Below are 25,896 nucleotides of genomic sequence, written 5' to 3'. Positions count from 1 at the left end.
CGCTTTGTTTTACACTGCTTCCAGAACAATGGCGATACCCTGCCCGACGCCGATACACATGGTGGACAGGGAATACCGGCCGCCACTGCGCTGTAACTGCAAGGCCGCCGTGCCGGTAATCCGCGCCCCCGACATGCCCAGCGGATGGCCCAGCGCAATCGCCCCGCCATTGGGGTTGACCCGTGCATCGTCATCTTCAATGCCCAGATCGCGCAATGTCGCCAACCCCTGGGATGCAAAGGCCTCGTTCAGCTCAATCACATCCATCTGATCGACCGACAGACCCAGCCGCGCCAGCAATTTCTTGCTGGCCGGGGCCGGACCAAATCCCATGATACGCGGCGCAAGTCCCGCCGTCGCCCCGCCCAGAATACGGGCAATCGGTGTCAGACCATGTTTCTTTGCCGCCGCCGCCGATGCAATGATCAAGGCCGCCGCCCCGTCATTGACCCCCGACGCATTCCCCGCCGTCACCGATCCACCGGCGCGAAACGGGGTTGGCAATTTTGCCAGTTTTTCGGCCGTGGTTCCGGCCCGTGGATGTTCGTCGGTATCGACCACCACCGGGTCGGCCTTGCGTTGCGGGATCGATACCGGGGTAATTTCCTGTGCCAGAACGCCGTTTTGCTGGGCGCGAACCGCCTTGTCCTGCGACCGGGCGGCAAAGGCATCCTGATCGGCGCGTGAAATATTGTAATCCTCGGCAACATTTTCGCCGGTTTCCGGCATGGAATCGACGCCATATTGCGCCTTCATCACCGGATTGACGAACCGCCAGCCAATGGTGCTGTCATAAATTTCGGCATTGCGCGAAAAGGCCGCATCGGCCTTGGGCATGACAAAAGGCGCGCGGGACATGCTTTCAACCCCGCCCGCAATCATCAAATCGGCCTCCCCCGCCCGGATCGCCCGTGATGCCATGATGATGGCATCCATCCCCGATCCGCACAGACGATTAACCGTCGTGCCGGTCACGGTTTCCGGCAATCCGGCCAATAACACCGCCATCCGCGCGACATTGCGGTTATCTTCGCCCGCCTGATTGGCACAGCCGAAAATAACATCCTCCACCGCACTGAAATCAAGGTCCGGATGGCGTGCCATCAGGGCACGTAACGGCACCGCCGCCAGATCATCGGTACGGACCGATGACAGAGCCCCGCCAAAACGGCCGATCGGTGTACGGATATAGTCGCAGATATAGGCGTCCGACATTATTGCTGTCCCTCGTGTGCTTTGGCGGTGCGGGCATGCAAATCCCGCAAGACCGTCAGTTCATTCGTGCCTGGCGTCGGAGTTTCGGCAATTTCATCTGCAAATTCAACTTCCCATCCTGTTCCCTCGATAATCTGTTCGCGGGTCACACCGGGATGGATCGACGTCACGATGAAATGTTTGCCAACCGGGTGCGGTTCCATGATGCACAAATCCGTGATCAGGCGCGACGGTCCCCTGGTGGTCACGCCATAACTGGCCCGGTCATCCCCGCCCTTGCCATAGCCAAGCGAGGTCACAAAATCGATCTTTTCAACAAATCCCCGCTTGCTTTGCTTCATCACCAGAAAAATCTCGCCGCAACTGGTGGCGATTTCGGGCGCGCCGCCACCGCCGGGCAACCGCACCTTGGGATCGAAATAATCGCCGATCACGGTGGTATTGATATTGCCATATTTGTCCAGCTGGGCCGCGCCCAGAAACCCGACCGAAATCTTGCCGCCCTGTAACCAGTACCGGAACATTTCCGGCACCGACACGGTATTGACCGCCGTTTCGCACAATTCGCCATCGCCAATCGATAACGGCAACACATCGGGTTTGGTGCCAATCGTCCCGCTTTCATAAATCAGGGTAATGTCGGGCGCATGGGTCAGCCGCGCCAGATTGCAGGCCGCCGACGGCATACCGATACCGACAAAACACACATCATCATTTTTCAGGGCGCGGGCGGCGGTTACCGTCATCATCTCGGTTGCTGTATAATCGGTCATGATTTTTCTCCGCTTACGCCCGGTTTTCGTTACGTCTGGCCGCAAAATCTTCGGGGCCACCCTTGATCACATTTTCATCGATCCAGGCGGCAAAGCTGTCGCGATCCTTGGCGATTTCGTCCCACGCCTTGTAAAAGGCATTGTCGCGTTTGTAATACCCCTGGGCATAGGATGGATGTGCGCCGCCCGGCACCTCGACAATCGCCCCGACGGCCCAATGCGGCAACATCACCGCGTTAAACGGTACATCGTCGAAATTATCGACAATTTCCTCAACCGTGATGATCGATTTTTTCGCCGCCAGAACGGCTTCTTTTTGCACACCGACAATGCCTTCAAACAGGACATCGCCCTTTTTGTTGGCCTTTTGCGCATGCACCACCGCCACATCGGGCCGGATCGCCGGCACAGCGGCCAGCCTTTCACCGGTAAACGGGCATTCGATGAATTTGATATTGGGGTTCACACGCGGCAATTCCGCCCCGCGATATCCCTTGAACACCGCACAAGGCAGGCCCGCCGCCCCCGCATCATAGGCATTGGCCATTGCCGCGTGGCTGTGTTCCTCGATTTCCAGTTTGTGCGGCCAGTGATCCTGCACCGCATCGCGCAGGCGGTGCAACGATCCAACACCGGGATTGCCGCCCCACGAAAAAATCAGTTTTCTGGCACATCCCGCCCCGATCAACTGATCGTAAATCACATCGGGCGTCATGCGGATCAGGGTCAGATCGCGCAGGCCCTGACGGATGATTTCATGCCCGCAGGCATGCGGGATCAAATGGGTAAACCCCTCCATCGCCACCGTATCGCCATGGCGAACAGACGATGAAACGGCTTCTTTTAGCGACATGAAACGTGCAACCACGACAGGCTCCTGTGGTATCGAAACAAAAACAAGACATCAAAACGGATGGCTGTGACCACCGGCTTTCCCCAAAGCAGCGCCCACAGCCATCCCGCCAGTCCATCATTCAGACATCAAAGAAAACCGTTTCGCGGTCGCCCTGCATATGAATGTCGAACCGGTATTCAATGCCGGTCGGGGTCTCGGTGCGCTCTGCAATCAGGGTCTTGCGACGGTCCGCCGGAACCGATTGCAACACCGCATCCACCCCATGCAAGGCGTGATCATCGCTGAAATAAATCCGGCTAAAGGCATGGACCAGCATCCCGCGCATAAAGACGATGACATTGACAAACGGTGCCCCGCCATCGGCAACCACCCCCGGCTTGACGGTATCAAACACAAACCGGTTTTGCGGATCGGTCCCGGTGCCATACCGGCCCAGCCCGCGAAATCCATCCGATGTCACATCGACCGGGTCTTTGGCATAATGACCATTGGCATCGGCCTGCCAGATTTCGATCATCGCATCATTGACCGGCACATTGTTGCCGTCAAAAACCTGCCCGGTAATGCGGATATGTTCGCCCTTGGCCGCCGGTCCGGCAATCACGCCATTGGCAATATCGGTAAAGTCATAGCCATATTGCCCGGCGGTCAGGCCATAGGCAAAATAAGGCCCGACGGTTTGGGACGGTGTTTCACCATACCGCATGTCTCAATCCTCCATCGGGGTGGCAAATCGTCCGCGCAGAACGATGTCAAATTCATATCCCAGTGCAAAACCTTCTTCGGTTTTATCAATCGAAAATCTGGAAATCAGGCGGTCGCGCGCCGCCGCATCCGGGGTGCCCAGAAAAATTGGGTCCAGTTCCAGCAAAGGATCGCCCGGGAAATACATCTGTGTGACCAGCCGTGTGGCAAATCCCGGCCCAAACAGCGACAGGTGAATATGATTGGGCCGCCACGCATTGAAATGATTGCCCCACGGATAGGCCCCCGGCTTGATCGTATAGAACCGGTAATGGCCGTTTTCATCGGTCATGCAACGGCCCGATCCGCGAAAATTCGGATCCAGCGGCGCATTATGCTGATCCACCTTATGGACATATCGCCCCGCCGCATTGGCCTGCCAGATTTCCACCAGAATATGGGGTTGCGGCCTGCCGTCACAATCCATAACCCGGCCATGCACCACCATGCGTTCGCCAATCGGATCGCCATTGACCCGGCCATTTTGCGTCAAATCCCAATCCAGATTGCGGATTGCAGCACGGGCAAAAACCGGCCCCGTCCCTTCTGTCAGGCCCGATGTGATCGGCAATAACGGTCTGGTCGGCCCGCGCAGGACGGTGGATTTGTAATCCGGTGCGATATAAGGGGCATGGCTTCCCCAATCACGCGGCTTGAAGGTGGGCATTATGTCTCTCCCTTGTCTGCGGCCTGCTCTATCTCGGCAAAGGCCTGCTTGGCGATGCGGATCGCCGTATTCCCCGCCGGAATCCCGGCATAAATCGCCACATGCATCAAGGCTTCGCGCACATCCTCCTGACTGGCACCGGTATTGACGGTGGCCCGGATATGCATCGCCAGTTCTTCTTCATGGCCCAATGCCGCCATCAGGGCGATGGTCACAATGCTGCGTTCGCGCTTGCTCAAAACATCGCCGGTCCACAAACTGCCCCAGACATTTTCCGTGATATAGCGTTGAAAACCGTCATCAAAACCGGTCTTGCCGGCCGATACCCGATCCACATGGGCATCGCCAAGGACCGCACGGCGGGTTTTCATTCCTGTTGCAAACCGGTCCTCAGACAAGTTTCTTCTCCTTGATAAAGCCATCAATCAGCCGGGAAAGTTCATCGGGTTTTTCAAGGCACGGCAAATGCCCCGCCCCGTCAATCAACGCCATTTCCGCCCCCGGAATCCGCTTTGCCATCGCAATCACCAGATCGGGCGGCGTCGCCAGATCAAGGGTCCCGCAAATGCACAAAACCGGCACGGCAAGGCGTTTTGCCTGCGCGCCCAGATCGGCATCGCGGATCGCCTTGCACGTCCCGGCATATCCGGCTACCGGGGTCCGCACCAGCATATCGCGATAAAGGGCTGTTTCCGCCGGGCGGTTTTTATGGAAATCAGGCGACAACCACCGTTCCATGATGGCATCGGCCAGAATTTCGATGCCGCCTTTTTCAATCGCCTCGATCCGGGCGTTCCAGCCCGCGGAATCGCCAATTTTAGGTGCCGTATCGCACAGGATCAGGCCGCGCACCCGCGCCGGGGCCAGTTCTGCCAGTTTTTGCGCAATCAGCCCGCCCACCGACAACCCACAGACAATCGCCTGCTTGATGTCGAGATGATCCAGCAACGCCATCAGGTCGCGGGCATGCAAATCAATGCTGTAATCCTGATCGCCAATGCCCGACAAACCATGACCGCGGGCGTCATAGGTCACAACGCGAAACGTCCCGGCAAAAACCGGCACCACATCGGACCAGATGCGAAAATCCGTACCCAGCGAATTGGAAAACACCAGAACCGGGGCCTCTTTGGGGCCAAAATCGGCATAATGCAGATGGGTGCCGTTCAGTTGTGCAACATGCAATGTCATTTGTTTCCACCCTGACTATGTTCCTGCCAATCTGATCGGATCAATTGGTTATGTAAAATGATCATTTGCGCTAAATACATAACTATATAATTATGGATCATCCTTTTTCCGGCTTTAAAAGGGCCAAACATGCTTGATCAACGCATCAAATTCCGTCACCTCACCTGCTTTCTGGAAGTCGCCCGCCAACGCAGCGTTGTCCGCGCCGCCGATACCCTGTCGATTACCCAGCCCGCCGTCTCCAAAACCATCCGCGAACTCGAAGAACATCTCGAAGCCCGCCTGTTTGACCGCAGCAAACGCGGCGTCACCCTGACCGATTTTGGCAAGGTTTTCCTGCGTTATGCCGGGGCCAGTGTCACCGCCCTGCGTCAGGGCGTGGACAGCATCAGTCAGGTCCGCACGCAAGGCGGCCTGACCATCACACTGGGCGTCCTGCCGACGGTCGCGGCAAGTGTCATGCCCGCTGCCCTGCGCCGGTTCAAAATGATGGCCCCCGATACCACGGTGCGCGTCATTACCGGCCCCAATACCATGATATTGGGGCAATTGCGGGTGGGCGAGCTTGATCTGGTGGTCGGGCGTCTGGCCGAACCCGATCAGATGTCCGGCCTGTCCTTTTTGCATCTCTATTCCGAACATATTTCGCTGGTGGTCCGGCCGGGCCATCCCCTGCTGGCTGATAAAACACCCGACATCACCAAAATCCGCGATTACACCGTGCTGATTCCAACCCGACAGGCGATTATTCGGGGCGTGGTGGATCGTCTTCTGATCACCAACGGCATTGGCGCAATCCCGGATCGCATCGAAACCGTTTCGACATCCTTTGGCCGCGCCTTTACCCGCGAAACCGACGCGGTATGGATCATTTCCAACGGGGCCGTCGCCACCGACATTGCCGAAGGGGCCCTGGTCGAATTGCCGATCGATACCAGCGATACCTTTGGCCCGGTCGGCCTGACCACCCGCATTGACGCCCCGTCATCGCCGCCGGTTGACATGCTGATCAATGCGGTCCGCGAAGAAGCCGCCCTGCATCATTCCGTGCGTACACGCCCCCAGACATAATCTGGCGGTTATGGATAGTGCCGCCAATATCATTATACATAACCGGATCGATGATATTAGAGTCGTGCAAAATCCGATCCCGTACGGGTTAAATCCGACCGGATCGAATAAGAAAAAACAACAAAAACAAAAACTTGTGGCGAAAACCATCAACAGGAACATCAGCCCAGGCCAAGGCGCAAGCCGACGTTCAAGGAGGAAAAATGAAACATTTCAGTAAATTGCTGGCCGGTGCAGCCGTGGCGACAATGGTGTCGTTTGGCGCGCAGGCACAGGAAGTCACCCTGACCATCCATCACTTTTTGGGCCCCAAGGCCCCGGCACAGGCCGGCATGATGGAACCCTGGGCGAAAAAAATCGAAGAAGAATCAAACGGCCGCATCAAATTTGAAATTTTCCCGTCCATGTCGATGGGCGGCAATCCGCCGGAACTGTATCGTCAGGTCCGCGATGGCGTCGCCGATATCGTCTGGACCCTGCCGGGTTATACGCCGGGTGTTTTCCCCCATACCGAAGTTTTTGAACTGCCCGGTGTGCATCTGGGCGATGCCCGCGCCACCAATCTGGCAATCTGGGACATGATGGACGACATGGCACCGGACCTCAAGGACATCCACCCCCTTGCCGTCCATGTTCATGCCGGTCAGGCCATCCATTTGACGCAAAAAGAAGTCCGCACCGTTGCCGATGTCAAGGGTTTGAAACTGCGCACGCCGACCCGCACCGGCAGTTGGGTGATTGAATCCTGGGGTGCCGAACCGGTCGGCATGCCGGTCCCGGCCCTGCCGCAGGCCATGTCGCTGGGCGTAGTTGATGGTGGTCTGGTGCCGTTTGAAGTGGTCCCGCCCCTGAAACTGGCGGAACTGACGGCATTTTCCGTCGAAGGCGAAGGCGTCAATTCGCGCTTTGGCACCAGTGTCTTCCTGTTCGCCATGAACAAGGATCGGTATGACAGCCTGCCCGATGATCTGAAAGAAATCATCGACCGCAATTCCGGTCGCGATTTTACCGCCCAAATCGGCGATGTCTTTAACGATGTCGAAGAAGTCGGCAAAAACATGATCCGCGCGGGCAAGGGTCAGATCATCGAACTGACCCCGGCCGAAAAAGCCACCTTTGACGATGCCAGCGCCCCGGTCGTTGATCGCTGGATCGACGAGGCCAAAGGCAGCAACATTGACGGTGCCGCTTTGGTCGAAAAGGCGCGTGCCGCCGTTCTGGCCCATACGGCGCAATAATCTTGCCGGTCACGCGCCCGCAACCGGGGGCGTGACCCTTTTTGATCCCGCAAGAATGATCCGACAGATGAAACAGATTCTATATAAAACCGCCGCGTGGTGGGCGGTTCTGGGGGGCGTGCTGGCCCTGATCATTTCGGTGGTCACAATGGTCAATGTCACGGCCTTCGGGCTGGACCGCCTCGCCCGCCATTTCGGGGAAAATGTCCCCGCCATCATCGGCTACGAAGATTTCGTCAGCCTGCTGGTCAGTTGCGCCGTCCTGATGTTTTTCCCTTATTGCCAGACCCGCCACGGCCATGTCGCGGTCGATGTTTTCATGAAACTGTTTCCCGCCGGTTTCGGGCGGATTGTGCAGATCATCTCATCCACCCTGATGACCCTGCTGGCCGGTTTTCTGGCATGGATGATGTTTAACGGCCTGTTTGAAGTGCGCGGCGACAATACCCTGTCATCGATCCTTGGCTGGCAGATCTGGCCGTTTTATGTGCCGGGCATCCTGTCGCTGATTCTCTGGACGCTGATCAGCGCCAGCCAGATTTTCGAGAAAGAAGACCAACATGTCTGAACGTGAACTGATCGGGGTGGCCGGTCTCGGCGTGCTGTTTTTCATTCTTGCCCTGCGGGTTCCGGTCGGGCTGGCGATGGTCGGGGTTGGCATTGGCGGCAATTTCATCCTCTCCGTCTTTTTCCCGTTTTTGCGCTTTGAACCCTATTTGCAGCAATTCAAATCCCTGTTGTGGGGGCTGGTCTCCAATTACGAATTATCGGTGGTGCCCTTATTCGTTCTGATGGGCTATCTCGCCAGTCAGGCTAATCTGTCGCGCGATCTGTTTCAGGGGGTCAATGCCCTGCTGGGCCGGTTTCGCGGCGGGGTTGCGATGGCCGCCATCGGCGCTTGTGCCGGGTTTGGCGCGGTCTGCGGCTCGTCGCTGGCCACCGCCTCGACGATGGGTAAGGTCGCCCTGCCGGAATTGCGCCGTCTCAATTATTCGCCACGTCTGGCCACCGGTACGCTGGCGGCGGGCGGCACCCTTGGCATTCTGATCCCGCCTTCGGTGGCACTCGTGATTTATGCTGTCACCGTCGAAGCCTCGATCATCCGCATGTTTCAGGCCGCGATCATTCCCGGCCTGATTGCGGTGGCCCTGTTTATGGCGGTGATTGCCCTTCAGGTGCGCCTCAATCCGTCGCTGGCCCCGGTTCCGGCCCCGATGCCCCCCGCCGAACGCCGTGCGGCATTATTGCGCCTGATCCCGGTTCTGGTGATTTTCGGGTCGATCATTCTGGGTCTGGGGGCCGGTCTGTTTACCCCGACCCCGGCGGCGGGGGTGGGTGTCTTTGCCATTCTGGTCTATGGCCTTTATATGCGGTTGCGCGGGCGGGGCGGGCTTGATTTTGCCGGTCTCAAACAGGCCTTGCGCGATACCGCCGTCACCACCGCGATGATTTTCTTCATCCTGTTCGGTGCCGAAGTCCTCAAGGGCTTTTTCAGCCGTGCCGGTCTTCCGGCCTTTATGGCCGACATGGCCGCCACCAGCGGCCTTGACCCGTGGCTGATCATGGTTCTGATGTTGATGGCCCTGATCCTTCTGGGCTGTTTCATGGAAAGCCTGTCGATGATCGTTGTGGTCATCCCGTTTTTCTGGCCTGCTTTGGTCGATATCAATGGCGGGGACTGGGCCACGGCGGCCAGTGCCGCCTATGGCATGGGCACCGAGGATCTGAAAATCTGGTTTGGCATTCTGGCCCTGATTGTCGTTGAACTGGGGCTGATCACGCCACCGGTCGGCCTGAATGTCTTTATCATCAATGCCCTGGCCGAAGGTGTGCCAATGGGGCAGACCTTTCGCGGGGTGATGCCGTTTTTCACCGCCGAACTGTTTCGCATTGCCCTGATTATCTTTGTCCCGGCCATCACGCTGTTTGTGCCGTGGATGCTGGCGGGCTAGGTGCAAACAAAATGATCGCCACCCGCAACAGCATTCCGGTCTATCAGCTGTATGGCGAGGACAGCCAGCAGGATATCGACATCCGCGCCGAACCGGAATTTTTCCATCTGGAATCGATCCCGGCGCGGTCGCGGCTGCACAATATGTATATCCGCCCCCATCGTCACGCCAATCTGTTTCAGATGCTTTATATCACGCGCGGCACTGCCGATATCACCTTTGACGACCGGCACTTTTCGCTGGGGCCGCAAAACATGCTGACGATCCCGCCCGGCACCGTGCATGGCTTTAAATTCAGCAACGATATCGACGGCTGGGTGATTTCCCTGACCGATCATCACGTCGCCGCCATTCTCGCCCCCGCCCCGCGCCTGTTATCGCAACTCGACACCCCGCGCAGCGTCTTTTTTGGCACCAATGGCGATGACACCACCCCGGCAAAGGGCGATTTCCTGATGGCGCAACTGGTGGCCGAATATGACGGCCATCAGGCCGGACGGCTGTTTGCCCTGCGTCAGATTATGGGGTTGTTGCTGCTGCATATCTGCCGTCAGGCGCAATTGCCGACACAGGGCAGATTAAGCCGCCAGGAACAGAAACGGGCGAAATTCCGCAAATTTCAAACCCTGATCGAACGCCATTACCGCCAACACAAATCGCTGGAATCCTATGCCCGCGACATCGGCATCACCACGACACAGCTCAACCGCATCGCCAAAGACATTTACGACATGACGGCAACCGATGTCGTGCAATCGCGCCTGATGCTGGAGGCCAAACGCACCCTGATCTATACCGACATCGCCGTGCAACAGATCGCCGATGATCTCGGCTTTCGCGATGCCGGTTATTTTTCGCGCTTTTTCACCAAAAAGGCCGGAACGTCGCCTGCGCGTTTCCGCACAGGCCATCGTCAACAGCCCCCTATCGCCACGCCAGCAACCAGCGATCCAGCCGCCCCAGCAACCACGACACGCACAGCCCCAACAACGACAAAACCACCACCCCGGCAATCAGCTGATCGGTCTGATACAGGTTGCCTGCCGCCAGAATAAACGCGCCAATGCCATATTGTGCGCCGATCATCTCAGCCGCAATCAGCAGGATAATCGCAATCGACGATGAAATGCGAAATCCCGACAAAATGGTCGGCAAGGCACCGGGCAGGATGATTTTGCGAACAATCGACATCATCGGCATGTCAAAACTCTGCCCCATGCGGATCAGATTGCGCGCCACATTATCCACCCCGCCAAACGTATTGATCACGGTCGGAAAAAACACGCCAAAGGCAATGGTGGCAAATTTCGATGGCTCGCCAATACCAAACCAGATGATGAAAAGCGGCAATAACGCAATTTTCGGGATCGGAAAAAGGGCGGATACCATCGCCACACCGGGCGACCGCGCCCATGAAAACATCCCGACCAGAAACCCGACCGCCAGCCCCGCCACAGTCCCGATGATCCAGCCGCCAAACAGGCGTTGCAACGATGCCGACAAATGCCGCCACAAATCGCCCGATATAATCAGCTTCCAAAGCGCACTGGCCACCGCAACCGGGCTTGGCATCGCCAGTTCGCTGATAAAACCGGTGCTGGACCCCAATTGCCACAGGGCAATCACCACCACAAAGCTGCCCCATGCCGCCAACGGATTGGCACGCGGGTTAAAACCGGTGGCGCGAAACCGCACGCGGCTTGCGCCTGCCTCAATATCACGCGACATGGTCAAGCTCCTTGTCCGCCGCAATGGCCTCATCCCGGATCAAATCCCACAGGGCGTTTTGATGCGCGACCAGTTCGGGCATCCCCTCCACCCGCTGATCAATCGGAATATCAATGCTATGGATTGCCTTGATCGTACCGGGACGGCGGCGCAAGGCCACCACCCGATGCGCCAGCCGCACCGCTTCGTTCAGGTTATGCGTCACATAAACCGCCGTCATGCCGGTGCGTACAAACAGGGCGGCAAATTCATCAAGCAACAAAATCCGGGTCTGCGCATCGAGTGCCGATAACGGTTCATCCATCAACAAGACCGCCGGGCGCACCGCAAGGGCACGCGCAATGCCAACCCGCTGTTTCATCCCGCCCGAAAGCTGTTTGGGATAGGCCCCGGCAAAATCGGCCAGATTGGTTTGCGCCAGAACCTCGGCAATCCGGGCTTCGCGTTCGGCCTTGCCCAATGGATGATCTTCCAGAACCAGACTGATATTGCCCGCAACCGTGCGCCACGGCAGCAAGGCAAAATCCTGAAACACATAGGTCAGCGGGTTCAGGCACCCGTCCGGGGTGGCCTGATCGCACATCAAAACCTTGCCCGATGTCGGTTTCAGCAACCCGCCAATGATCGACAGCAATGTCGATTTGCCACAGCCAGACGGCCCGATCAGGGCGACAATTTCCCCCGGCTCGATGCCAAATTCGATATCGCGCAGCGCCTCGACCTGATCATAGGAATGACAAATACCGTTGATGTGCAGCCGCATGGCAAAATCCATCACTTTGAAATCACAAACAAAACCGCCGGACCCCATCCCCGATGCAGTCCGGCGTCACAGATCGGGTTTATTCGGCCAAAGCCGGGATAAAGCTGGTATCGATGAAGGATGCCGGGTCAACCGACGCATCGACAAACCCGCCCGCCTGATACCATTTCACCTGGGCGGCGACATCGGCAACATTCAGGCGCGCCTCTTCGGTGATGAACATCGCACCATTGCGAATTTTCGGATAGGCGGTTTTGGCGTCTTCCTCGGCATAGACATATTTATGCACGATTTCGAGGATTTCCGCCGTGCTGTCGCTTTCAATCAGCTTGCCCGCCTCATCGGTCATCAGCAAGGCCGCCCGATAATCGGCAACCCCCTTTTGATAGGCCCGGACAAATTTTGCCACCACATCGCGGCGTTCGTCGATATTGCGCTGCGATGTAAACAGCCCGCCCACCTGATAGGGCACATAATCCTTGACCCAGCCAATGATATGACCGGCCCCCGATGCCGCCAGCGGCTTGGCGATATGCGGCACGATGATCATGCTGTCCACCTGCCCGCTTTTCAGCGCGCCGATCATATTGGGCACCGATTGCAACGGTTTCATCTCGATGCTGTCGATCTCAAACCCGGCCTTGTCGGCAATATTGCCCACCATGTAATGAAAGCTCGACCCGACCTGGCTGATCGCAATACTATGGCCCGGCAATTGATCAACGCTGGTCAACCCGGCTTCAAAGGCCGCATTGGACGCCAGAATTGCCGATCCGTCATAACCGGCATCTTCGTGCAACTGGGCGCCAATCACCCGCAATCCGCCCTTGGCCGCCAGATTGAAAAACCCGCCGGTAAAGGCCGTCACGCCAAAATCGGCATCGTTCGAGGCAATGGCCACCGCAACCGGCTGTGCCGCCTGAAAAAAGGTAATCTCGGCATCAAGGTCTTCGTCCGCGAAATACCCTTTTTCCTGGGCAATAAACAACGGCGCACTCGATACAAAGGCCAGCGAGGCAATATTGATTTTCTCGGCCGCAATGGCGGCTTGGGCCCCAAAACCGCCCAGCGATGCCGCAACAAGTGCCGCCACTGCCGAACGTTTCAACCACGATGACTTCATAATGATGTTTTCCTCCGCACAATTCTTGCTTTTGATCCATCCCGCTATGTGTCAAAGGCGGGATGATGGCTTGGGTATTTTTGTTATATGATTTGCCGACACATTGCCAACCTTTGCCGTCCGCAAGGCCGTTTTTACCCATATCCGCCCTTTGTCTTCCGCCCGGTGGGTGATCTGCCCGCCGATGACATCACCCGCCGGGCGTAACCCACCCCCACCGCCAGCATTGCCAAACACCCCCCGCATGGCTAAAAATAGCCCCCTGTTCCGCCCTTTCCGGATTCCCCGATCCCGCCCCCCTGAAAACAGGACCCGCCATGCCCGCACAGACCCCGGCGAAAACCGCCATGATCATTGGCGCAGGCCCGGCCGGCCTGATGGCCGCCGAACGTCTGGCCGGGGCGGGCCATGCCGTCACGATATTTGAAGGCATGGCCAGCGCCGGGCGCAAATTCCTGATGGCGGGGAAATCGGGCCTCAACATCACGCATAGCGAAGATCTGGAAACCTTCCTGACCCGTTACGGCACCTCGCGCGAACGGCTGGAACCGCATCTGCGCACATTCGGGCCGCAGCATATCCGCGACTGGTGTACCGGGCTGGGCATTGAAACCTTTGTCGGCTCGTCGGGCCGGGTTTTTCCCACCGCGATGAAGGCAAGCCCGCTTTTGCGCGCCTGGCTACGCCGCCTTGACGGCCTTGGCTGCAAAATCCAGTATCGCCATTACTGGACCGGCTGGGATGACAAGGGCCACGCCGTTTTCAAAACGCCAGACGGCCCCATAACGGCAAAGGCCGATATCACCGTGCTGGCGCTGGGCGGTGGAAGCTGGAAACGTCTGGGATCGGATGGCAAATGGATGGATATCCTGACCCGCGCCGGGATCAGATGCACGCCGTTCAAACCGGCCAATTGCGGCTTTGACGTGGCATGGTCCGATCATTTGATCGACAAATGCGCAGGCAGACCGGTCAAACCGGTGATCCTCACCTGTGGCAGCCACACCGTGCGCGGCGAATTTGTCATTTCAAAAAACGGGGTCGAAGGCAGCGCGATTTATGCCATCTCCGCCACAATCCGCGACACATGGCTTGCCACCGGCACCGCCACGATCACGCTCGACCTGATCCCCGACCGCGACCTTGCCGATATCGCGACCCGCCTCGCCAAACCACGGGGCAAAAATTCGCTCGGCAATCATCTGCGCAAAACCCTTGGCCTTGACGCCACCAAAACCGCCCTGATGTTCGAGAAAACCCCGCCCGAAACCCTCAATAACCCGGCCAAACTCGCAACCGCGATCAAGGCCCTGCCGATCAAAATCACCCGCCCCCGCCCGATTGACGAAGCCATCAGCACCGCAGGCGGCGTGGCATGGGAAGAACTCGATGAAAATTTCCAACTGCTCAAACGCCCCGGCACTTATTGCGTTGGGGAGATGGTGGATTGGGAAGCCCCGACGGGGGGGTATTTGTTGACGGGGTGTTTGGCCCTGAGCAACATAGCAAAAATATAACTTTTATAAAACTTTGTAGCTATAGACTTCTCACTCAATTCACATTAACCCAATTTTTTCAAAGAACGCTTTATTTCTCAGCTTAGCCGAGTCAAGAACGTCTTTGAAAGAGGATATCTCTATGAATATATTATAAGAGTTATCCCAACGATACCAAGTACCAGAACCAACTTTTTGATGAAAAGGCCCCAAATCCTTCATCACGCTACGCAGGGTAGGTGTTACATCCGCTATAATATGACATACAAAAGGGGTAGTATTATCGATTTGCCGAAGAACCTCGCCATCAAATTTGGTTGCTGCACCTGAATTTCGCATGTTTTCTACATATTTACGAACCTGCGTTATCGGATTTTTCTCCAGACTATAGTCATCCCTTTTTGGACGCTTAAACTCTATTATTGTTATAGGTTGTGATAAATCTGTATTCTGGAATCCAAGACCTAGATCAAAAACTGAAATATCAGGTCGAAGCAATGGATCCTTAGCATTGTGAACCTGAGATTTCATTTCCTTATCGGAATTAAAGTAGGAAAAAAATGCCAACCTATCATCAATAATCCATAGATTATGGTCCTCATATTCCAAATTATCTGATGTTGATTTCAGTGGACAAACAATATCGTGAACTACGTTTTCATACTCAGATTTCCCTTCATCTTGATTGATGTACTTTAAGCTTTGCTCAAAAACATCAATTATAAGCTTCCTTTTCATCACATATTCCGCAAGAGATGACACAGATTCACTTTGCAGTCCCGCCACATACTCTTGAGCTTTACTAGTTATATCTGGTAGCTTTTTCTGAACAGATTTCAGAAATCCATTTTTGAGCTTCTTGTATTGCCGCAAAGACCTCCGAGAAAGCTCAACAAATATATCCTCTTCTTTCTGCATAGACAGATGTAGTTGCTGAGAGAATTTCTTCGGATCACGAGCTACACTTAAGAACCTTGGATGCTCCACCCGCAAATTAGCAACAACAACTTCTTGTTTTTCTCTAATTTCATCAATTTCCGGCTTAAGGAATTCTTTTACATTAATTTTTGCTAAATTAACAATTTCATCAATCTCATCATCTGATAATGAAAAATCCGTCCGAGTTTCGTTTGCAGATTTATTTAATACCTCCGATTCGACATAGCCGAGAAAAGCAAACTTACCATTTATTGCTTTCATTCCCAGAACAGCATCCATCTCATAACGTTTTACCGCTCTCCCATTGGCTCCGAGATAAAGTGCATTAGTACTTTTTTCATCGTCAGATATTGCCTTTGGAAGTAGATAGCAGTGGCAAACGAATTTCTCATCCCCAAACATGTCAGGGATTGTGTAACTAAAATCCTTATCCCTTTCTGTCGAAGACGTAAATTGATCAAATAAATCAATAGATTGATCACCATCTATGATTTCTATTTTTGGCTGACTGATGTTAACGAAATAACTAATGAAGTGAGCCAGAACCCTACTTGCAATAGTGGTACTTTTTCGGGGTATAGAGCGAGCGTAAACATCGCGATAGGGCGATAGCAAGACCGTAGTACCGATGTCTGAATCTCGCCCACTATTATGATATTTTATGTTTTGAATAGGATCATTTATGCAAAAATCAAATTCAACTTTGTTAATATTTTCATCATCTTTAAATCCACTCCTAATATGAACAGATTCCATCACTTTTAACCAAAGCAGACGGCCGACACCTTTACCACCAATTACTGCTTTTTTCTGAGAATCCATCTTAATGAATGATTCTAAATTTCCTTTATTAAATCCAACACCGTTATCTTCGACAATAAACCCTAAACAATCATTTCTTTCATTTCTAACTAAATTAATTCTTATCCGACCTTGCAAAATATTATCTTTTCCAAAACGCTCCTCAATAGCATGAATTGAATTCATTACTGCTTCAAAAAGTGGAAACAAAGTGTTCTTTGCATTGGGGGCCAATGAAATATTATTAACCCTCCCCATTGGATCATTTTTCCAGTTATTTATAACCACAGATGCTTCGCTCATCATCCCCCCCATATTCAAAAAATTTACATCATGAACAATAAATGACATGATATTATTTTACATAATAATCCACCAAACAATAAATCAATGGATATCGGACTTCACGCGCAGCATCACTTTGCCAGAATAGGGTTTTTGCGGTTCATTGCCGGTTTTGGCGCATGTTTCAATATAATCATCGACCGCCTCGTGAAACGCCTGTTTAAGGGCGGGGACGGTATCGGCATGAAATCCAACCCGGTCCCGAATGCCGGAAATCCGGCCAACAAAGATTTCATCAAGGCTGTCAAATTCAATCCGGGCAGCATATCCCCGATACATCATCGCATTCATGATCCCGTCCCTGTTCCGCACGTCGCCCCATTTTGCCACCCGCTCAATGACAATGCACCGTCCCCACGCTGTTATCCATGTGGCAACATTGACCGGGCGGGGAGCTTTTGCGGCATCCGCCGCCGTGATGGATGGCGCCCTCTGCGATGAGGACGGATGATGCCGGTGTGATGGCTTCGGCATGGATTTCAAAAGCGCCCAGCATCACGCCACTGGCGATCAAAACCATTGCGATCTGTTTCATCTGGCTGTCCCTTCCCAAACTTTCCCGTCCCTCATCCTACGCCACAAAACATCCCCCGACCATCCCCCGTCAGGGTAGGATGCCGCGCAAAATGCGCCAAAACACATCCTTCCGAACGGCGCAACGCCCGGCCCGGAATCCGGGCAATCACCTGCCCCGGCCAAAACCCGGCAGAACCACTGCCAACAAGGCGCATCCCCCCGGCCCGGCCGGCAATCGCGCTGATCGTTGTTTTGGCCGGGCCGCAAAGACTGTAAAGTTCCAACGCCGCATCCATGATCTTTTGACGGGTTTCATCTTCCTGCCCATTTGCGCCTTGTCATTTCAATGAGCACACCCGATTAATGAAATCAAAAAATCTGGCCTCGCCGACTCGCTTTCAGTAATCAATCATGATCCCTGAAAACAACCGGTAAAATTGCCGCATCACAGCCACTAGCCCCGGAAAACCGCCAAATAACGGCTGTGACAGCCCCCGAATCGTCAACCGGGCAGAACCGATGCACACAAGACGGACTACCCCCGTGGGACTTTGGCGAGGCTCCATCAGGGGTACTTGATATGGCGCCCATACCCCCGTCTGCCTCACCCGCCGCATCCGAAAATGCAGGCTTGGGTCTTCCCTTTCACCGCCGGGCCTTCGCCCCGCGTTAACCGAACCTGTCGCAAGACCGCCCGGCCACAACCCGCCTTTCCCGTCATCACGGGAACCGGGCAAGACCGGACACACTTCGGGCTTCCGCCCGCCGTACCAACACCCCCGGCAAGGCCGACAGCTCCCGCCACGATCCGGGCAGGACGCGCCACCGACAAGACGCAATTCGGGCGTCTTGACCAATGGCCGGGTTAGCGGACCCGCGCAGGGCCACCGTAATGACTTTTCCACCTGCCGGTCGTGATCCTGCGGGGGCGCCTTTCGATCTGTCTGTCAATGTATCGCTGCATCATCATTTCTTTCCTCTGGCCCAAACGCAAAAACCCGCAAGACATAAGCCTTGCGGGTTTCGGTCCGGGCGGATTTATCCCCTTGACTTTTCTGTTATGCCACGATGAAAAGAACAAATCAAGAACTTTTTTCAAAAAATCTGAAAATAATTTGGATCGCATTAAATCCACAATATTTTCAATTACTTATGATCACCCCGCCCGATCAACCCACAGGGTTGCACAGCGCACATGACAGTCAGTCGCAACAATCCTGTTGACTCTGTCAACCTTAATAATTATTGGTTGACACTATCAACAATCATCGCCGCCGGACAAAACAGCAGGCGCAAACAGATTGCCCCGCTGTCCGTTTCCGTCCCGTGCGGCCCGATCCGAAAGGGATCGCCCATGACATTCCTTGCCGCCCCCGGCCCGGCCGTCATCCATCCCGATGGCCTGCCCCAACCGCGCCGGGCCTTTGCCACCATCACCCTGCTTTTGACCGTCACCATGGCGGTTCTCGACGGGTCGATCATGAATGTCGCCCTGCCCGCCATTGCGCAGGATCAGAATGTCAGCCCGGCGCACGCCATCTGGGTCATCACCGCCTATCAGCTTGCGGTCGTTGTATCCTTATTGCCGATGGCCGCCCTTGGCGAGGCCATCGGGTTTCGCAAGGTTTATCTGTGCGGCATGGTGGTGTTTGGCGTCGCATCGGCCCTGTGTGCCTGGTCGCCCGACATTACATTTCTGACCTTCGCCCGCGTGTTGCAGGGTCTGGGCGGGGCCGCGTTAATGAGCATCAATGCCGCGATCATGCGCCACACCATACCGCAGGCCAAACTGGGTCAGGCCATCGGCTGGATCGCAATGACGGTTTCCGTCGCGGCGGCGGGCGGGCCAACCCTGGCCTCGGCGATTCTGGCGGTGGCAAGCTGGCACTGGCTGTTTCTGATCAATGTGCCGATTTCGATTGTCGCAATTGCGCTGGGCTTTTTCTCCTTGCCCCACACCCATCCCAGCCGCACCCGCTTTGATTATGTCAGTGCGATTCTCAATGTGCTGGCCTTTGGCGGGTTGATTTCCGGCCTTGGCACCATTGGCACCGATGGCCCCGCCGCCCTGATTGCCGCGCAATTCCTCATTGCCGCAATCGCCGGGGTTTTGCTGGTGCGGCGGCAATTATACCGCGACAGGCCGATGTTGCCGCTGGATCTGTTGCGCCTGCCGGTTTTTGCCGGGTCGATTGCCTCGTCCATCTGCGGGTTTTGTGCGCAATTCATCGCCTTTGTCGCCCTGCCCTTTTATTTCCATGATGTGCTGGGTTACAGCGCCGTTCAAACCGGCCTTTTGATGACGCCGTGGCCGGTTGCCACCGCCATCATCGCCCCCTTTGCCGGGCGATTGTCCGACAGATATTCGCCCATCAATCTGACCGGAATCGGCATGGCCCTGTTTGCCGTCGGGCTGTTTTCCACCACGATGATCCCCGCCACAGACGCCCATCTGGCGATTATCGGGTCGTTATTGTTGTGCGGGGCGGGATTTGGCCTGTTTCAATCGCCCAATAACCGCCTGATGATGACCAGCGCCCCCCGCGACCGCAGCGGCGGCGCCAGCGGCATGTTGTCCACCGCCCGCCTGACCGGGCAATCCATCGGGGCCGCCCTTGCCGCCATCCTGATCGGCACCGGCGGGGCGTTTGACCTGATGCCGGTGATGATCACCGCCACCGGCTTTGCCGTTTTGTCCGCCCTGATTTGTGTCGGGCGGAAACTGGCCCTGCGGGCCGGAATCATTCAGTGATCCGCCCCGCTGACCCGGTTGCAAAAACACAGGAAAGGAACATCTCAATGACCGAACCGGTGAACGAATTGTTGCCCGGCGAAACATTGCACCGGCTGTTTCATGCCTATAAACGCGCCATGCGCGAAGGCCTGCATGCCGCCAACATGCCCCTGCCGGTTTCCCATATGCGCACCCTGAAATGGATCGCCAGAACATCCGGCCTGACGGCACAGCAAATCGCCGCCCAAACCGCCCAGGACAAGGGCCGCATCACCCGCCTGTTAAACGAACTGGAACAGAACGGCCTGATCGAAAAGAAACCCCATTGCGACGACCGCCGCAGCCAGACCCTGCATCTGACCCCGGCGGGCGATGCCCTGATGGACAGTTTCCGCACTGTCGAAACCCAAATCCGCACCCGCATGGCGCGGGGGCTAAGCCCAAAACAAATCCGCGATTTTGCCACGATCACCGGCCTGATGGCCGAGAACCTTGAATCCTGAAACCGAATGCCGATACCCCAATCTTCCAGACAGGTGAATATCATGACCAAACCAGCCCCCCGGACCCTGACCGTGATCCGCAAGGCCCAGATCACCCCCAATATGCTGCGCATCACCCTTGGCGGCGATGGCATGGCCGGTTTCCCCGATGATCAGGGCAGCGCCTATGTCAAACTGATCCTGCCGCAATCAGGCGATGCCGCCGCCACAGATCGCCCGGTGTTGCGGACCTATACCGTGCGCCATCATCGCCCCGGTGAAATCGATATTGATTTTGTCCTGCATGGCGATGGCGGCCCGGCATCGCGCTGGGCCGGGGCCTGTGCGCCCGGCGATACCCTTGCCGTTGGCGGGCCCGGCCCGAAAAAACTGGTCGATAACAGGGCCGACTGGTTCCTGATTGTCGGCGATATGACCGCCCTGCCCGCAATCAGCGTCAATATCGAACAATTGCCGCCCAATGCCAAAGGCCATGCCGTGATCGAAATTCTGGCGGAATCCGATATTCAGAAGATTGCCGCCCCACAGGATTTTCACATCCACTGGAAACTCAACCCGCATCCGGGCATCAACAGCGACGTTTTGATTGATCATGTCAAAACCCTGCCCTGGCCCGATGGTCGGCCCTCGGTCTGGGTCGCCTGCGAATTTTCCAGCATGCGCAAATTGCGCGATCATCTCTGCAACGACCGCGCCCTTGACCGGGACAATCTTTATATTTCCAGCTATTGGAAACTCGGCAGCAACGAAGAAAAACACAAAGTCGAAAAACGCGCTGATGCCGAAAGGGCCGCGTGATCGGGGGCATTGTTCTGCGTCAATGCGTTTGACCGTTCCCTGACATAAAGTGACCGTCTGGCAATCGCGGGGGGCTGTTTTGCCCCCCGCAAGGAGCAGACATGTCTCAAATCCTGCGCGATCTTTACCGGCAAAACCCCCGTCAGGCCCATCTGATGTTGCTGATCGTCGCCGTCTTTCTGGTGATTTATTTTATCCCGGCAGGCACCGCGCGGTTTGACAATGCGGTGTTGGAGGCCGTCTATCTGACCAACTGGTATGCCCGCGAACATGTGATTTTGTGTTTGCTTCCGGCCTTTCTGATTGCCGGTGCAATGGCGGTTTATATCAGTCAGGGCTCGGTGATGCGCCATCTCGGCCCCGCCGCCTCCAAACCGGTGGCACTGGGCGTTGCGGCGGTTTCCGGCACCTTGCTGGCGGTGTGTTCCTGCACGGTCTTGCCGTTGTTTGGCGGCATTTACAAACGCGGGGCCGGATTGGGGGCCGCCATTGCCTTTTTATATTCCGGCCCGGCGATCAACATCATGGCGATTGTTGTCACCGCCAAAATTCTCGGCGCGGAACTCGGCATTGCGCGGGCCGTTGGCGCCATTGGCTTTGCCGTGATCATTGGCCTGATCATGCATCTGATCTATCGCAAGGAAGAAGCCGCCCGTGCGGCCAGCGGATCAGGCCGCGGGTTTGAAGATGACGGATCGGAAAAACCGCTTTCCGTCACCGCCCTGTTTTTCCTGCTGATGATCGGCATTCTGGTTTTTGCCAACTGGGCGGCGGCAGACAGCCCGGTCTGGATGGCAATCCATGCATGGAAATGGCAAGTCACCCTTGCCCTGGGGGCCGGATTTGCCACCATGCTGGTGATTTTCTGGGACTGGCCGTTGCGCCCGGTTCTTTTGATTGCCACCCTTGTCGCCCTTGCCGCCCTTATGGCTCCCGACACCCCGGAACTGGCGTTTGTTCTGGCGATTATCGGGGTGATGCTGCTGGCGACCGCCCGCGAACAGGACCGGGAATGGGCGCATCAAAGCTGGGATTTCACCAAACAGATCGTGCCCTTGCTGGTGATCGGGGTGTTTGTCGCGGGGTTGTTACTGGGCCGCCCCGGCCACGAAGGATTGATCCCCTCGCACTGGGTCAGTGCGGCGGTTGGCGATAACAGCCTGACCTCCACCGTCATTGCCTCGGTTCTGGGCGCTTTCATGTATTTTTCCACCCTGACCGAAGTCCCGATTGTCGAGGGATTACTGGGTTCGGGCATGGGCAAAGGTCCGGCTTTGGCCCTGTTGCTGGCCGGCCCGGCCCTGTCACTGCCCAATATGCTGGTGATCCGCACCATCATCGGCACGGAAAAAACCGCGGTTTATTGCGGACTTGTCATCTGCATGGCGACCATCACCGGCTATCTTTACGGCAATTACTGGTAACCCCCAAACAGGAGCCCACCATGAAATTCACCATCTACGGCAGCGGTTGCGCGAAATGTCAGACCCTGGCCAAAAATGCCGAAGCCGCCGCCCAGGCGCTTGACCTTGATTACGATCTTGAAAAAATCACCGATACCAACGCCATCATTGATGCCGGGATCATGCGCACCCCGGCACTGGCGATCAATGACGACATCGTGGTCGAAGGCAAGGTCGCCACACCCGATGAAATCCGCCAGTTGCTGGCATAAACCCGGCACTGTTAACCGCATGACAAACGCCCCGGACCAGCCGGGGCGTTTGCACTCTATCGCAATATGGTGCGGCTTATTTCGCCGGAACAGGCGGCAGATCGTCTTCCAGAATGACGATATTCAGCGCATAGGAAACTTCGCCTTCATCCTCGTCCCGATGAACGACACCGATGAATTCGTCGCCAACCCGCACTTCAATCGGGTGGTTTTTCTGGCGCGGCGGGTCAATGGCAATCTTGCTGTTATCAAAGGTGCGGCGCAAATAATCGGTCAGCCGCGCAATTTCGGTCGGTGTCATATCAGAAATCCTTATCTGTCGTCGGTCGGTCGCCCCAAGCATCGAAGCATTGTCGAGGCTCTATTAAAAATCTAACGAAAATCTCTGGCCCTGTCCTTTCACAAAGCATCCCCCAAAATCAAGCCCCAAGGCAGGAATTTTTCCGTATTTTCAAAAGATGGGGCTTACATTGGCAAATGTCGAGCCTGTTTGCCCGTCTGGCAGGCTTTGCAGTTGCATTCAAACGCCCTGCGCGGTAATCGGGCATATGCACAATTCATCCTCCCGCCCGATCCTCTACAGCTTTCGCCGCTGCCCCTATGCCATGCGGGCGCGTATGGCCTTGCTGGCCGCCAATATCGATGTCGAATTGCGCGAAATTCTGCTGCGCGACAAACCGGCTGCAATGCTCGAAGCCTCGCCCAAGGGCACCGTACCGGTGCTGATTCCGACCCAGGGTGCCGTGATTGATGAAAGTCTTGAAATCATGGTCTGGGCGCTGGCGGAAAAAGACCCGCAAGGCTGGCTGACTCCCGAAAGCGGCACGCTGGAAGATATGCTGTTGCTGATCAGTCAGATCGACGGGCCGTTCAAATATCATCTGGATCGCTATAAATATCATACCCGCTTTGACGATGCCGATCCGGCCTTTCACCGGGCCGAGGCCGGAAAATTCCTGAACCGTCTGGATGGCCGTCTCGCGGTCGGCACCTATTTGTTCGGATCACGGCCCGCATTGGCCGATTTTGCCATTGCCCCCTTTATCCGGCAATTTGCCCGCGCCGATCAGGCCGCCTTTGATGCCGTGCCGTTTGACCATCTGCAACGCTGGCTGACCGATATGACAACCAGCGATTTATTCCGCCGCGCCCTGACCAAATATGCCCCGTGGCATCCCGGCGACATCCCGGTTTTGCTGACGGTGGCCTGACCGGGGCATATTGGATGGCGCTTAATGCGATCAATGCGCATGTCGGCACTGGCATATGGCGCACGGCTATGATAGCAACGCGCAATCAACCGTTTTTACCCCGCAGGACAAAGATTAATGGCCGATTATGATGTCAAGCCGCTGATTACTGCCGAGCAGATCGCCACCCAGATCGACGTGCTCGCCACCCGGATCAACGAAAATTTTCAGGACACCGACAAACTGATCGTCGTAGGCCTGTTGCGCGGTTCTTTCGTCTTTATCGCCGATCTGGCGCGCAAGCTGACCGTGCCGGTCGAAGTCGATTTCATGGTCGCCAGCAGCTATGGCGATTCGACCGAAAGTTCGCGAAATGTGCGGATCGTCAAGGATCTGGACGGGCAAATTCGCGGCAAGGATGTGTTGCTGGTCGAAGACATCATCGATACCGGCTATACCCTGTCGGAAGTCATCCGCCTGCTGAAAACCCGCGATCCCAACCGGCTTGAAATCTGCACCCTGCTCAACAAACCCTCGCGCCGCGAAGTCGATATCAAGATCGATTATTGCGGCTTTGACATTCCCGATGAATTTGTCGTCGGTTATGGCATTGATTACGCCCAGAACAATCGCAACCTGCCCTATATCGGTACGGTGCATTTCCACGGCGAATAATCCGGCCACAGATTCATGAAAAACGACGGATACGTTCAGTGATCCGCCGTTTTTGTTTCTGGATCATCGGGTGTTTGCGCCTTGCGGGCCCGCCGGTCACGCCCCAGCGCACCAATCGCCGCCAGATCATCCATGATCCGCGTCAGACTGGCATTCATCGCCGGTTTGTCGCCGCGTCCGGTCATATAACCGGCTGTTGCCGTATCAATCAGCAAATCAAGGATCATCTGGTCTTCAATTTCGCGCAGATCTTTGACTTTCGGCTTTTGTGCCGGAACGGTGGCCGATGCCGAAGGCCCGAACCAGATCGCCGCCACCAAAAGCCCTACCGCCATCAACACCAACCCCACTGTCAGGGCCGCAGCCACTGCGCCAAATTTCACCGCCAGCGCCATATAGGCCGCTGCGATCAAAAAGCCTGTCCCAACCAGAAACAGTAAAAAAATGGCAGCAACAGCAACGGCTTTCACCGCTGCTGCACGCGCCATTTCCGTGATCGCAGCCATCAATTGGCCGATCATTTCATCAACCGGCCGATCAACAATCCAATACCAAAGGTCGCCGCCACTGTGATCAGCGGACGTTCACGGACATGATCCACCGCATAATCGCGGGCCTGATCAAACTGTTCGCGGGCCTGATCGGAAACTTCACGCACCCGTTCGGCGGCATTGTGGGCGACAGTCGCACCGGCCCCGTTGGCCATCCCCTTCAAGGTTTTGGTGACTTCTGCCAGATCGTGGCGCAAGGCTTCAACATCGGCACGCAATTTGTCGGCATTTTCCGGGGTTTCGATTTTGGTCGCCATTCAAACCTCCTAAGCGGTTTTCATTCAAACGAAAGACACCCCTATAACGTCAGGGACCGCATCAGTGTTCCCTCATGATTGTGCTTATTTGCGGG

At 55.9% G+C, this 25,896-nt stretch carries 29 protein-coding genes and 1 pseudogene; 13 read left to right on the top strand and 17 right to left on the bottom strand.

The genetic code is table 11. The features are described 5' to 3' along the window. Positions 1–9: 9 nt before the first annotated feature. The 7 genes from pcaF to pcaD form a co-directional block, all read right to left on the bottom strand. Complete coding sequence (gene pcaF / locus Q8O73_RS06130) at positions 10–1,215, bottom strand: 3-oxoadipyl-CoA thiolase (protein WP_305556456.1); 1,206 nt, start codon at positions 1,213–1,215, stop codon at positions 10–12. Beyond that, positions 1,215–1,988: a CoA-transferase subunit beta gene (locus Q8O73_RS06125; RefSeq protein ID WP_305556454.1), complete on the bottom strand. Its 774-nt coding sequence runs from the start codon at positions 1,986–1,988 to the stop codon at positions 1,215–1,217. The genes pcaF and Q8O73_RS06125 overlap by 1 nt, the downstream gene beginning before the upstream one ends. A gap of 13 nt (positions 1,989–2,001) precedes the next feature. Next, positions 2,002–2,856: a CoA transferase subunit A gene (locus Q8O73_RS06120; protein WP_305556452.1), complete on the bottom strand. Its 855-nt coding sequence runs from the start codon at positions 2,854–2,856 to the stop codon at positions 2,002–2,004. A 106-nt stretch (positions 2,857–2,962) separates the two neighbouring features. After that, positions 2,963–3,550: a protocatechuate 3,4-dioxygenase subunit alpha gene (gene pcaG / locus Q8O73_RS06115; RefSeq protein ID WP_305556450.1), complete on the bottom strand. Its 588-nt coding sequence runs from the start codon at positions 3,548–3,550 to the stop codon at positions 2,963–2,965. Positions 3,551–3,553: 3 nt separating this feature from the next. Beyond that, entirely contained in the window at positions 3,554–4,255 is a 702-nt protein-coding gene (pcaH, locus tag Q8O73_RS06110; protein ID WP_305556448.1) for a protocatechuate 3,4-dioxygenase subunit beta, read from the bottom strand. Further along, complete coding sequence (gene pcaC, locus Q8O73_RS06105) at positions 4,255–4,677, bottom strand: 4-carboxymuconolactone decarboxylase (RefSeq protein WP_371135045.1); 423 nt, start codon at positions 4,675–4,677, stop codon at positions 4,255–4,257. The genes pcaH and pcaC overlap by 1 nt, the downstream gene beginning before the upstream one ends. Continuing rightward, entirely contained in the window at positions 4,646–5,446 is an 801-nt protein-coding gene (gene pcaD / locus Q8O73_RS06100) for a 3-oxoadipate enol-lactonase (protein WP_305556443.1), read from the bottom strand. The genes pcaC and pcaD overlap by 32 nt, the downstream gene beginning before the upstream one ends. Before the next feature lie 129 nt (positions 5,447–5,575). Between pcaD and pcaQ the strand changes: the two genes are divergently transcribed. The 5 genes and pseudogenes from pcaQ to Q8O73_RS06075 form a co-directional block, all read left to right on the top strand. Beyond that, complete coding sequence (gene pcaQ, locus Q8O73_RS06095; protein ID WP_305556440.1) at positions 5,576–6,517, top strand: pca operon transcription factor PcaQ; 942 nt, start codon at positions 5,576–5,578, stop codon at positions 6,515–6,517. 203 nt (positions 6,518–6,720) lie between these two features. Then, on the top strand, positions 6,721–7,755 hold the full coding sequence (locus Q8O73_RS06090; RefSeq protein ID WP_305556437.1) for a TRAP transporter substrate-binding protein: 1,035 nt from the start codon (positions 6,721–6,723) through the stop codon (positions 7,753–7,755). A 67-nt stretch (positions 7,756–7,822) separates the two neighbouring features. Further along, positions 7,823–8,323 (top strand): TRAP transporter small permease, encoded by a 501-nt coding sequence (locus Q8O73_RS06085; protein WP_305556435.1) that lies wholly within the window; start codon positions 7,823–7,825, stop codon positions 8,321–8,323. Next, positions 8,316–9,707, top strand: coding sequence for a TRAP transporter large permease (locus tag Q8O73_RS06080; RefSeq protein ID WP_305556433.1), 1,392 nt, complete (start codon positions 8,316–8,318; stop codon positions 9,705–9,707). Before Q8O73_RS06085 ends, Q8O73_RS06080 begins: the two co-directional genes overlap by 8 nt. Positions 9,708–9,718: 11 nt before the next feature. Continuing rightward, positions 9,719–10,600: pseudogene (locus Q8O73_RS06075) on the top strand (helix-turn-helix domain-containing protein); the annotation flags it as partial. A gap of 31 nt (positions 10,601–10,631) precedes the next feature. Here the strand turns inward: Q8O73_RS06075 and Q8O73_RS06070 are convergent. The 3 genes from Q8O73_RS06070 to Q8O73_RS06060 all read right to left on the bottom strand — a co-directional run bounded on the left by Q8O73_RS06070 (position 10,632) and on the right by Q8O73_RS06060 (position 13,321). Then, positions 10,632–11,435, bottom strand: a complete 804-nt coding sequence (locus tag Q8O73_RS06070) for an ABC transporter permease (protein WP_305556430.1) — start codon at positions 11,433–11,435, stop codon at positions 10,632–10,634. Continuing rightward, the gene (locus Q8O73_RS06065) at positions 11,425–12,198 is read right to left on the bottom strand and encodes an ABC transporter ATP-binding protein (RefSeq protein ID WP_305556428.1); all 774 of its coding nucleotides are present in this window, start codon (positions 12,196–12,198) and stop codon (positions 11,425–11,427) included. The genes Q8O73_RS06070 and Q8O73_RS06065 overlap by 11 nt, the downstream gene beginning before the upstream one ends. Positions 12,199–12,277: 79 nt before the next feature. Further along, the gene (locus Q8O73_RS06060) at positions 12,278–13,321 is read right to left on the bottom strand and encodes an ABC transporter substrate-binding protein (protein ID WP_305556426.1); all 1,044 of its coding nucleotides are present in this window, start codon (positions 13,319–13,321) and stop codon (positions 12,278–12,280) included. 317 nt (positions 13,322–13,638) lie between these two features. Between Q8O73_RS06060 and Q8O73_RS06055 the strand changes: the two genes are divergently transcribed. After that, positions 13,639–14,838, top strand: coding sequence for a TIGR03862 family flavoprotein (locus tag Q8O73_RS06055; RefSeq protein ID WP_305556424.1), 1,200 nt, complete (start codon positions 13,639–13,641; stop codon positions 14,836–14,838). A 39-nt stretch (positions 14,839–14,877) separates the two neighbouring features. Here the strand turns inward: Q8O73_RS06055 and Q8O73_RS06050 are convergent, their stop codons facing one another. The 4 genes from Q8O73_RS06050 to Q8O73_RS06035 are packed head-to-tail and all read right to left on the bottom strand — an operon-like array spanning position 14,878 to position 17,702. Continuing rightward, positions 14,878–16,908, bottom strand: coding sequence for an ATP-binding protein (locus Q8O73_RS06050; RefSeq protein ID WP_305556422.1), 2,031 nt, complete (start codon positions 16,906–16,908; stop codon positions 14,878–14,880). Positions 16,909–16,944: 36 nt separating this feature from the next. Next, entirely contained in the window at positions 16,945–17,193 is a 249-nt protein-coding gene (locus tag Q8O73_RS06045) for a type II toxin-antitoxin system HicB family antitoxin (RefSeq protein WP_305556420.1), read from the bottom strand. 43 nt (positions 17,194–17,236) lie between these two features. Next, positions 17,237–17,437, bottom strand: a complete 201-nt coding sequence (locus Q8O73_RS06040) for a hypothetical protein (protein WP_305556419.1) — start codon at positions 17,435–17,437, stop codon at positions 17,237–17,239. A gap of 31 nt (positions 17,438–17,468) precedes the next feature. Continuing rightward, positions 17,469–17,702 (bottom strand): hypothetical protein, encoded by a 234-nt coding sequence (locus Q8O73_RS06035; protein ID WP_305556417.1) that lies wholly within the window; start codon positions 17,700–17,702, stop codon positions 17,469–17,471. Between the two features lie 1,070 nt (positions 17,703–18,772). Between Q8O73_RS06035 and Q8O73_RS06030 the strand changes: the two genes are divergently transcribed. The 5 genes from Q8O73_RS06030 to Q8O73_RS06010 all read left to right on the top strand — a co-directional run bounded on the left by Q8O73_RS06030 (position 18,773) and on the right by Q8O73_RS06010 (position 23,128). After that, complete coding sequence (locus Q8O73_RS06030; protein ID WP_305556414.1) at positions 18,773–20,170, top strand: MFS transporter; 1,398 nt, start codon at positions 18,773–18,775, stop codon at positions 20,168–20,170. Positions 20,171–20,217: 47 nt separating this feature from the next. Further along, entirely contained in the window at positions 20,218–20,655 is a 438-nt protein-coding gene (locus tag Q8O73_RS06025) for a MarR family winged helix-turn-helix transcriptional regulator (RefSeq protein WP_305556411.1), read from the top strand. 42 nt (positions 20,656–20,697) lie between these two features. Further along, complete coding sequence (locus Q8O73_RS06020) at positions 20,698–21,453, top strand: siderophore-interacting protein (RefSeq protein WP_305556408.1); 756 nt, start codon at positions 20,698–20,700, stop codon at positions 21,451–21,453. 101 nt (positions 21,454–21,554) lie between these two features. Then, positions 21,555–22,877, top strand: a complete 1,323-nt coding sequence (locus tag Q8O73_RS06015; RefSeq protein WP_305556406.1) for a permease — start codon at positions 21,555–21,557, stop codon at positions 22,875–22,877. 20 nt (positions 22,878–22,897) lie between these two features. Beyond that, positions 22,898–23,128, top strand: a complete 231-nt coding sequence (locus tag Q8O73_RS06010; protein ID WP_305556404.1) for a thioredoxin family protein — start codon at positions 22,898–22,900, stop codon at positions 23,126–23,128. Between the two features lie 76 nt (positions 23,129–23,204). Here Q8O73_RS06010 and Q8O73_RS06005 read toward each other — a convergent pair whose 3' ends face one another. Further along, positions 23,205–23,429, bottom strand: a complete 225-nt coding sequence (locus Q8O73_RS06005; protein ID WP_305556402.1) for a DUF3126 family protein — start codon at positions 23,427–23,429, stop codon at positions 23,205–23,207. 247 nt (positions 23,430–23,676) lie between these two features. On the opposite strand from Q8O73_RS06005, the gene Q8O73_RS06000 reads away from it, so the two are divergent. Together Q8O73_RS06000 and hpt are read left to right on the top strand one after the other, a co-directional pair. Further along, positions 23,677–24,339, top strand: coding sequence for a glutathione S-transferase (locus tag Q8O73_RS06000; protein WP_305556399.1), 663 nt, complete (start codon positions 23,677–23,679; stop codon positions 24,337–24,339). Positions 24,340–24,456: 117 nt separating this feature from the next. Then, positions 24,457–24,993: a hypoxanthine phosphoribosyltransferase gene (gene hpt, locus Q8O73_RS05995; RefSeq protein WP_305556397.1), complete on the top strand. Its 537-nt coding sequence runs from the start codon at positions 24,457–24,459 to the stop codon at positions 24,991–24,993. Positions 24,994–25,028: 35 nt separating this feature from the next. On the opposite strand, the gene Q8O73_RS05990 is transcribed toward hpt, so the two are convergent. Both Q8O73_RS05990 and Q8O73_RS05985 read right to left on the bottom strand, forming a co-directional pair. Next, on the bottom strand, positions 25,029–25,499 hold the full coding sequence (locus Q8O73_RS05990) for a hypothetical protein (RefSeq protein ID WP_305556395.1): 471 nt from the start codon (positions 25,497–25,499) through the stop codon (positions 25,029–25,031). A gap of 11 nt (positions 25,500–25,510) precedes the next feature. Beyond that, a complete protein-coding gene (locus Q8O73_RS05985; RefSeq protein WP_305556393.1) occupies positions 25,511–25,801 on the bottom strand; it encodes a YqjD family protein in 291 nt (96 codons plus the stop codon). Between the last annotated feature and the right edge of the window lie 95 nt (positions 25,802–25,896).

Source organism: Thalassospira sp. (assembly GCF_030690045.1).
Lineage (GTDB): Bacteria > Pseudomonadota > Alphaproteobacteria > Rhodospirillales > Thalassospiraceae > Thalassospira.
This window is presented reverse-complemented; position numbering and strand designations above follow the sequence as displayed.

Bases quoted from the DNA above. Each gene is read 5' to 3' on its own strand.
- pcaF (WP_305556456.1), bottom strand. From the start codon at position 1,215: ATGTCGGACGCCTATATCTGCGACTATATCCGTACACCGATCGGCCGT.
- Q8O73_RS06125 (WP_305556454.1), bottom strand. From the start codon at position 1,988: ATGACCGATTATACAGCAACCGAGATGATGACGGTAACCGCCGCCCGC.
- pcaG (WP_305556450.1), bottom strand. From the start codon at position 3,550: ATGCGGTATGGTGAAACACCGTCCCAAACCGTCGGGCCTTATTTTGCC.
- pcaH (WP_305556448.1), bottom strand. From the start codon at position 4,255: ATGCCCACCTTCAAGCCGCGTGATTGGGGAAGCCATGCCCCTTATATC.
- pcaC (WP_371135045.1), bottom strand. From the start codon at position 4,677: ATGGCTTTATCAAGGAGAAGAAACTTGTCTGAGGACCGGTTTGCAACA.
- pcaD (WP_305556443.1), bottom strand. From the start codon at position 5,446: ATGACATTGCATGTTGCACAACTGAACGGCACCCATCTGCATTATGCC.
- pcaQ (WP_305556440.1), top strand. From the start codon at position 5,576: ATGCTTGATCAACGCATCAAATTCCGTCACCTCACCTGCTTTCTGGAA.
- Q8O73_RS06090 (WP_305556437.1), top strand. From the start codon at position 6,721: ATGAAACATTTCAGTAAATTGCTGGCCGGTGCAGCCGTGGCGACAATG.
- Q8O73_RS06085 (WP_305556435.1), top strand. From the start codon at position 7,823: ATGAAACAGATTCTATATAAAACCGCCGCGTGGTGGGCGGTTCTGGGG.
- Q8O73_RS06080 (WP_305556433.1), top strand. From the start codon at position 8,316: ATGTCTGAACGTGAACTGATCGGGGTGGCCGGTCTCGGCGTGCTGTTT.
- Q8O73_RS06070 (WP_305556430.1), bottom strand. From the start codon at position 11,435: ATGTCGCGTGATATTGAGGCAGGCGCAAGCCGCGTGCGGTTTCGCGCC.
- Q8O73_RS06065 (WP_305556428.1), bottom strand. From the start codon at position 12,198: ATGCGGCTGCACATCAACGGTATTTGTCATTCCTATGATCAGGTCGAG.
- Q8O73_RS06060 (WP_305556426.1), bottom strand. From the start codon at position 13,321: ATGAAGTCATCGTGGTTGAAACGTTCGGCAGTGGCGGCACTTGTTGCG.
- Q8O73_RS06055 (WP_305556424.1), top strand. From the start codon at position 13,639: ATGCCCGCACAGACCCCGGCGAAAACCGCCATGATCATTGGCGCAGGC.
- Q8O73_RS06050 (WP_305556422.1), bottom strand. From the start codon at position 16,908: ATGTCATTTATTGTTCATGATGTAAATTTTTTGAATATGGGGGGGATG.
- Q8O73_RS06045 (WP_305556420.1), bottom strand. From the start codon at position 17,193: ATGAATGCGATGATGTATCGGGGATATGCTGCCCGGATTGAATTTGAC.
- Q8O73_RS06040 (WP_305556419.1), bottom strand. From the start codon at position 17,437: ATGAAACAGATCGCAATGGTTTTGATCGCCAGTGGCGTGATGCTGGGC.
- Q8O73_RS06030 (WP_305556414.1), top strand. From the start codon at position 18,773: ATGACATTCCTTGCCGCCCCCGGCCCGGCCGTCATCCATCCCGATGGC.
- Q8O73_RS06025 (WP_305556411.1), top strand. From the start codon at position 20,218: ATGACCGAACCGGTGAACGAATTGTTGCCCGGCGAAACATTGCACCGG.
- Q8O73_RS06020 (WP_305556408.1), top strand. From the start codon at position 20,698: ATGACCAAACCAGCCCCCCGGACCCTGACCGTGATCCGCAAGGCCCAG.
- Q8O73_RS06015 (WP_305556406.1), top strand. From the start codon at position 21,555: ATGTCTCAAATCCTGCGCGATCTTTACCGGCAAAACCCCCGTCAGGCC.
- Q8O73_RS06010 (WP_305556404.1), top strand. From the start codon at position 22,898: ATGAAATTCACCATCTACGGCAGCGGTTGCGCGAAATGTCAGACCCTG.
- Q8O73_RS06005 (WP_305556402.1), bottom strand. From the start codon at position 23,429: ATGACACCGACCGAAATTGCGCGGCTGACCGATTATTTGCGCCGCACC.
- Q8O73_RS06000 (WP_305556399.1), top strand. From the start codon at position 23,677: ATGCACAATTCATCCTCCCGCCCGATCCTCTACAGCTTTCGCCGCTGC.
- hpt (WP_305556397.1), top strand. From the start codon at position 24,457: ATGGCCGATTATGATGTCAAGCCGCTGATTACTGCCGAGCAGATCGCC.
- Q8O73_RS05990 (WP_305556395.1), bottom strand. From the start codon at position 25,499: ATGGCTGCGATCACGGAAATGGCGCGTGCAGCAGCGGTGAAAGCCGTT.
- Q8O73_RS05985 (WP_305556393.1), bottom strand. From the start codon at position 25,801: ATGGCGACCAAAATCGAAACCCCGGAAAATGCCGACAAATTGCGTGCC.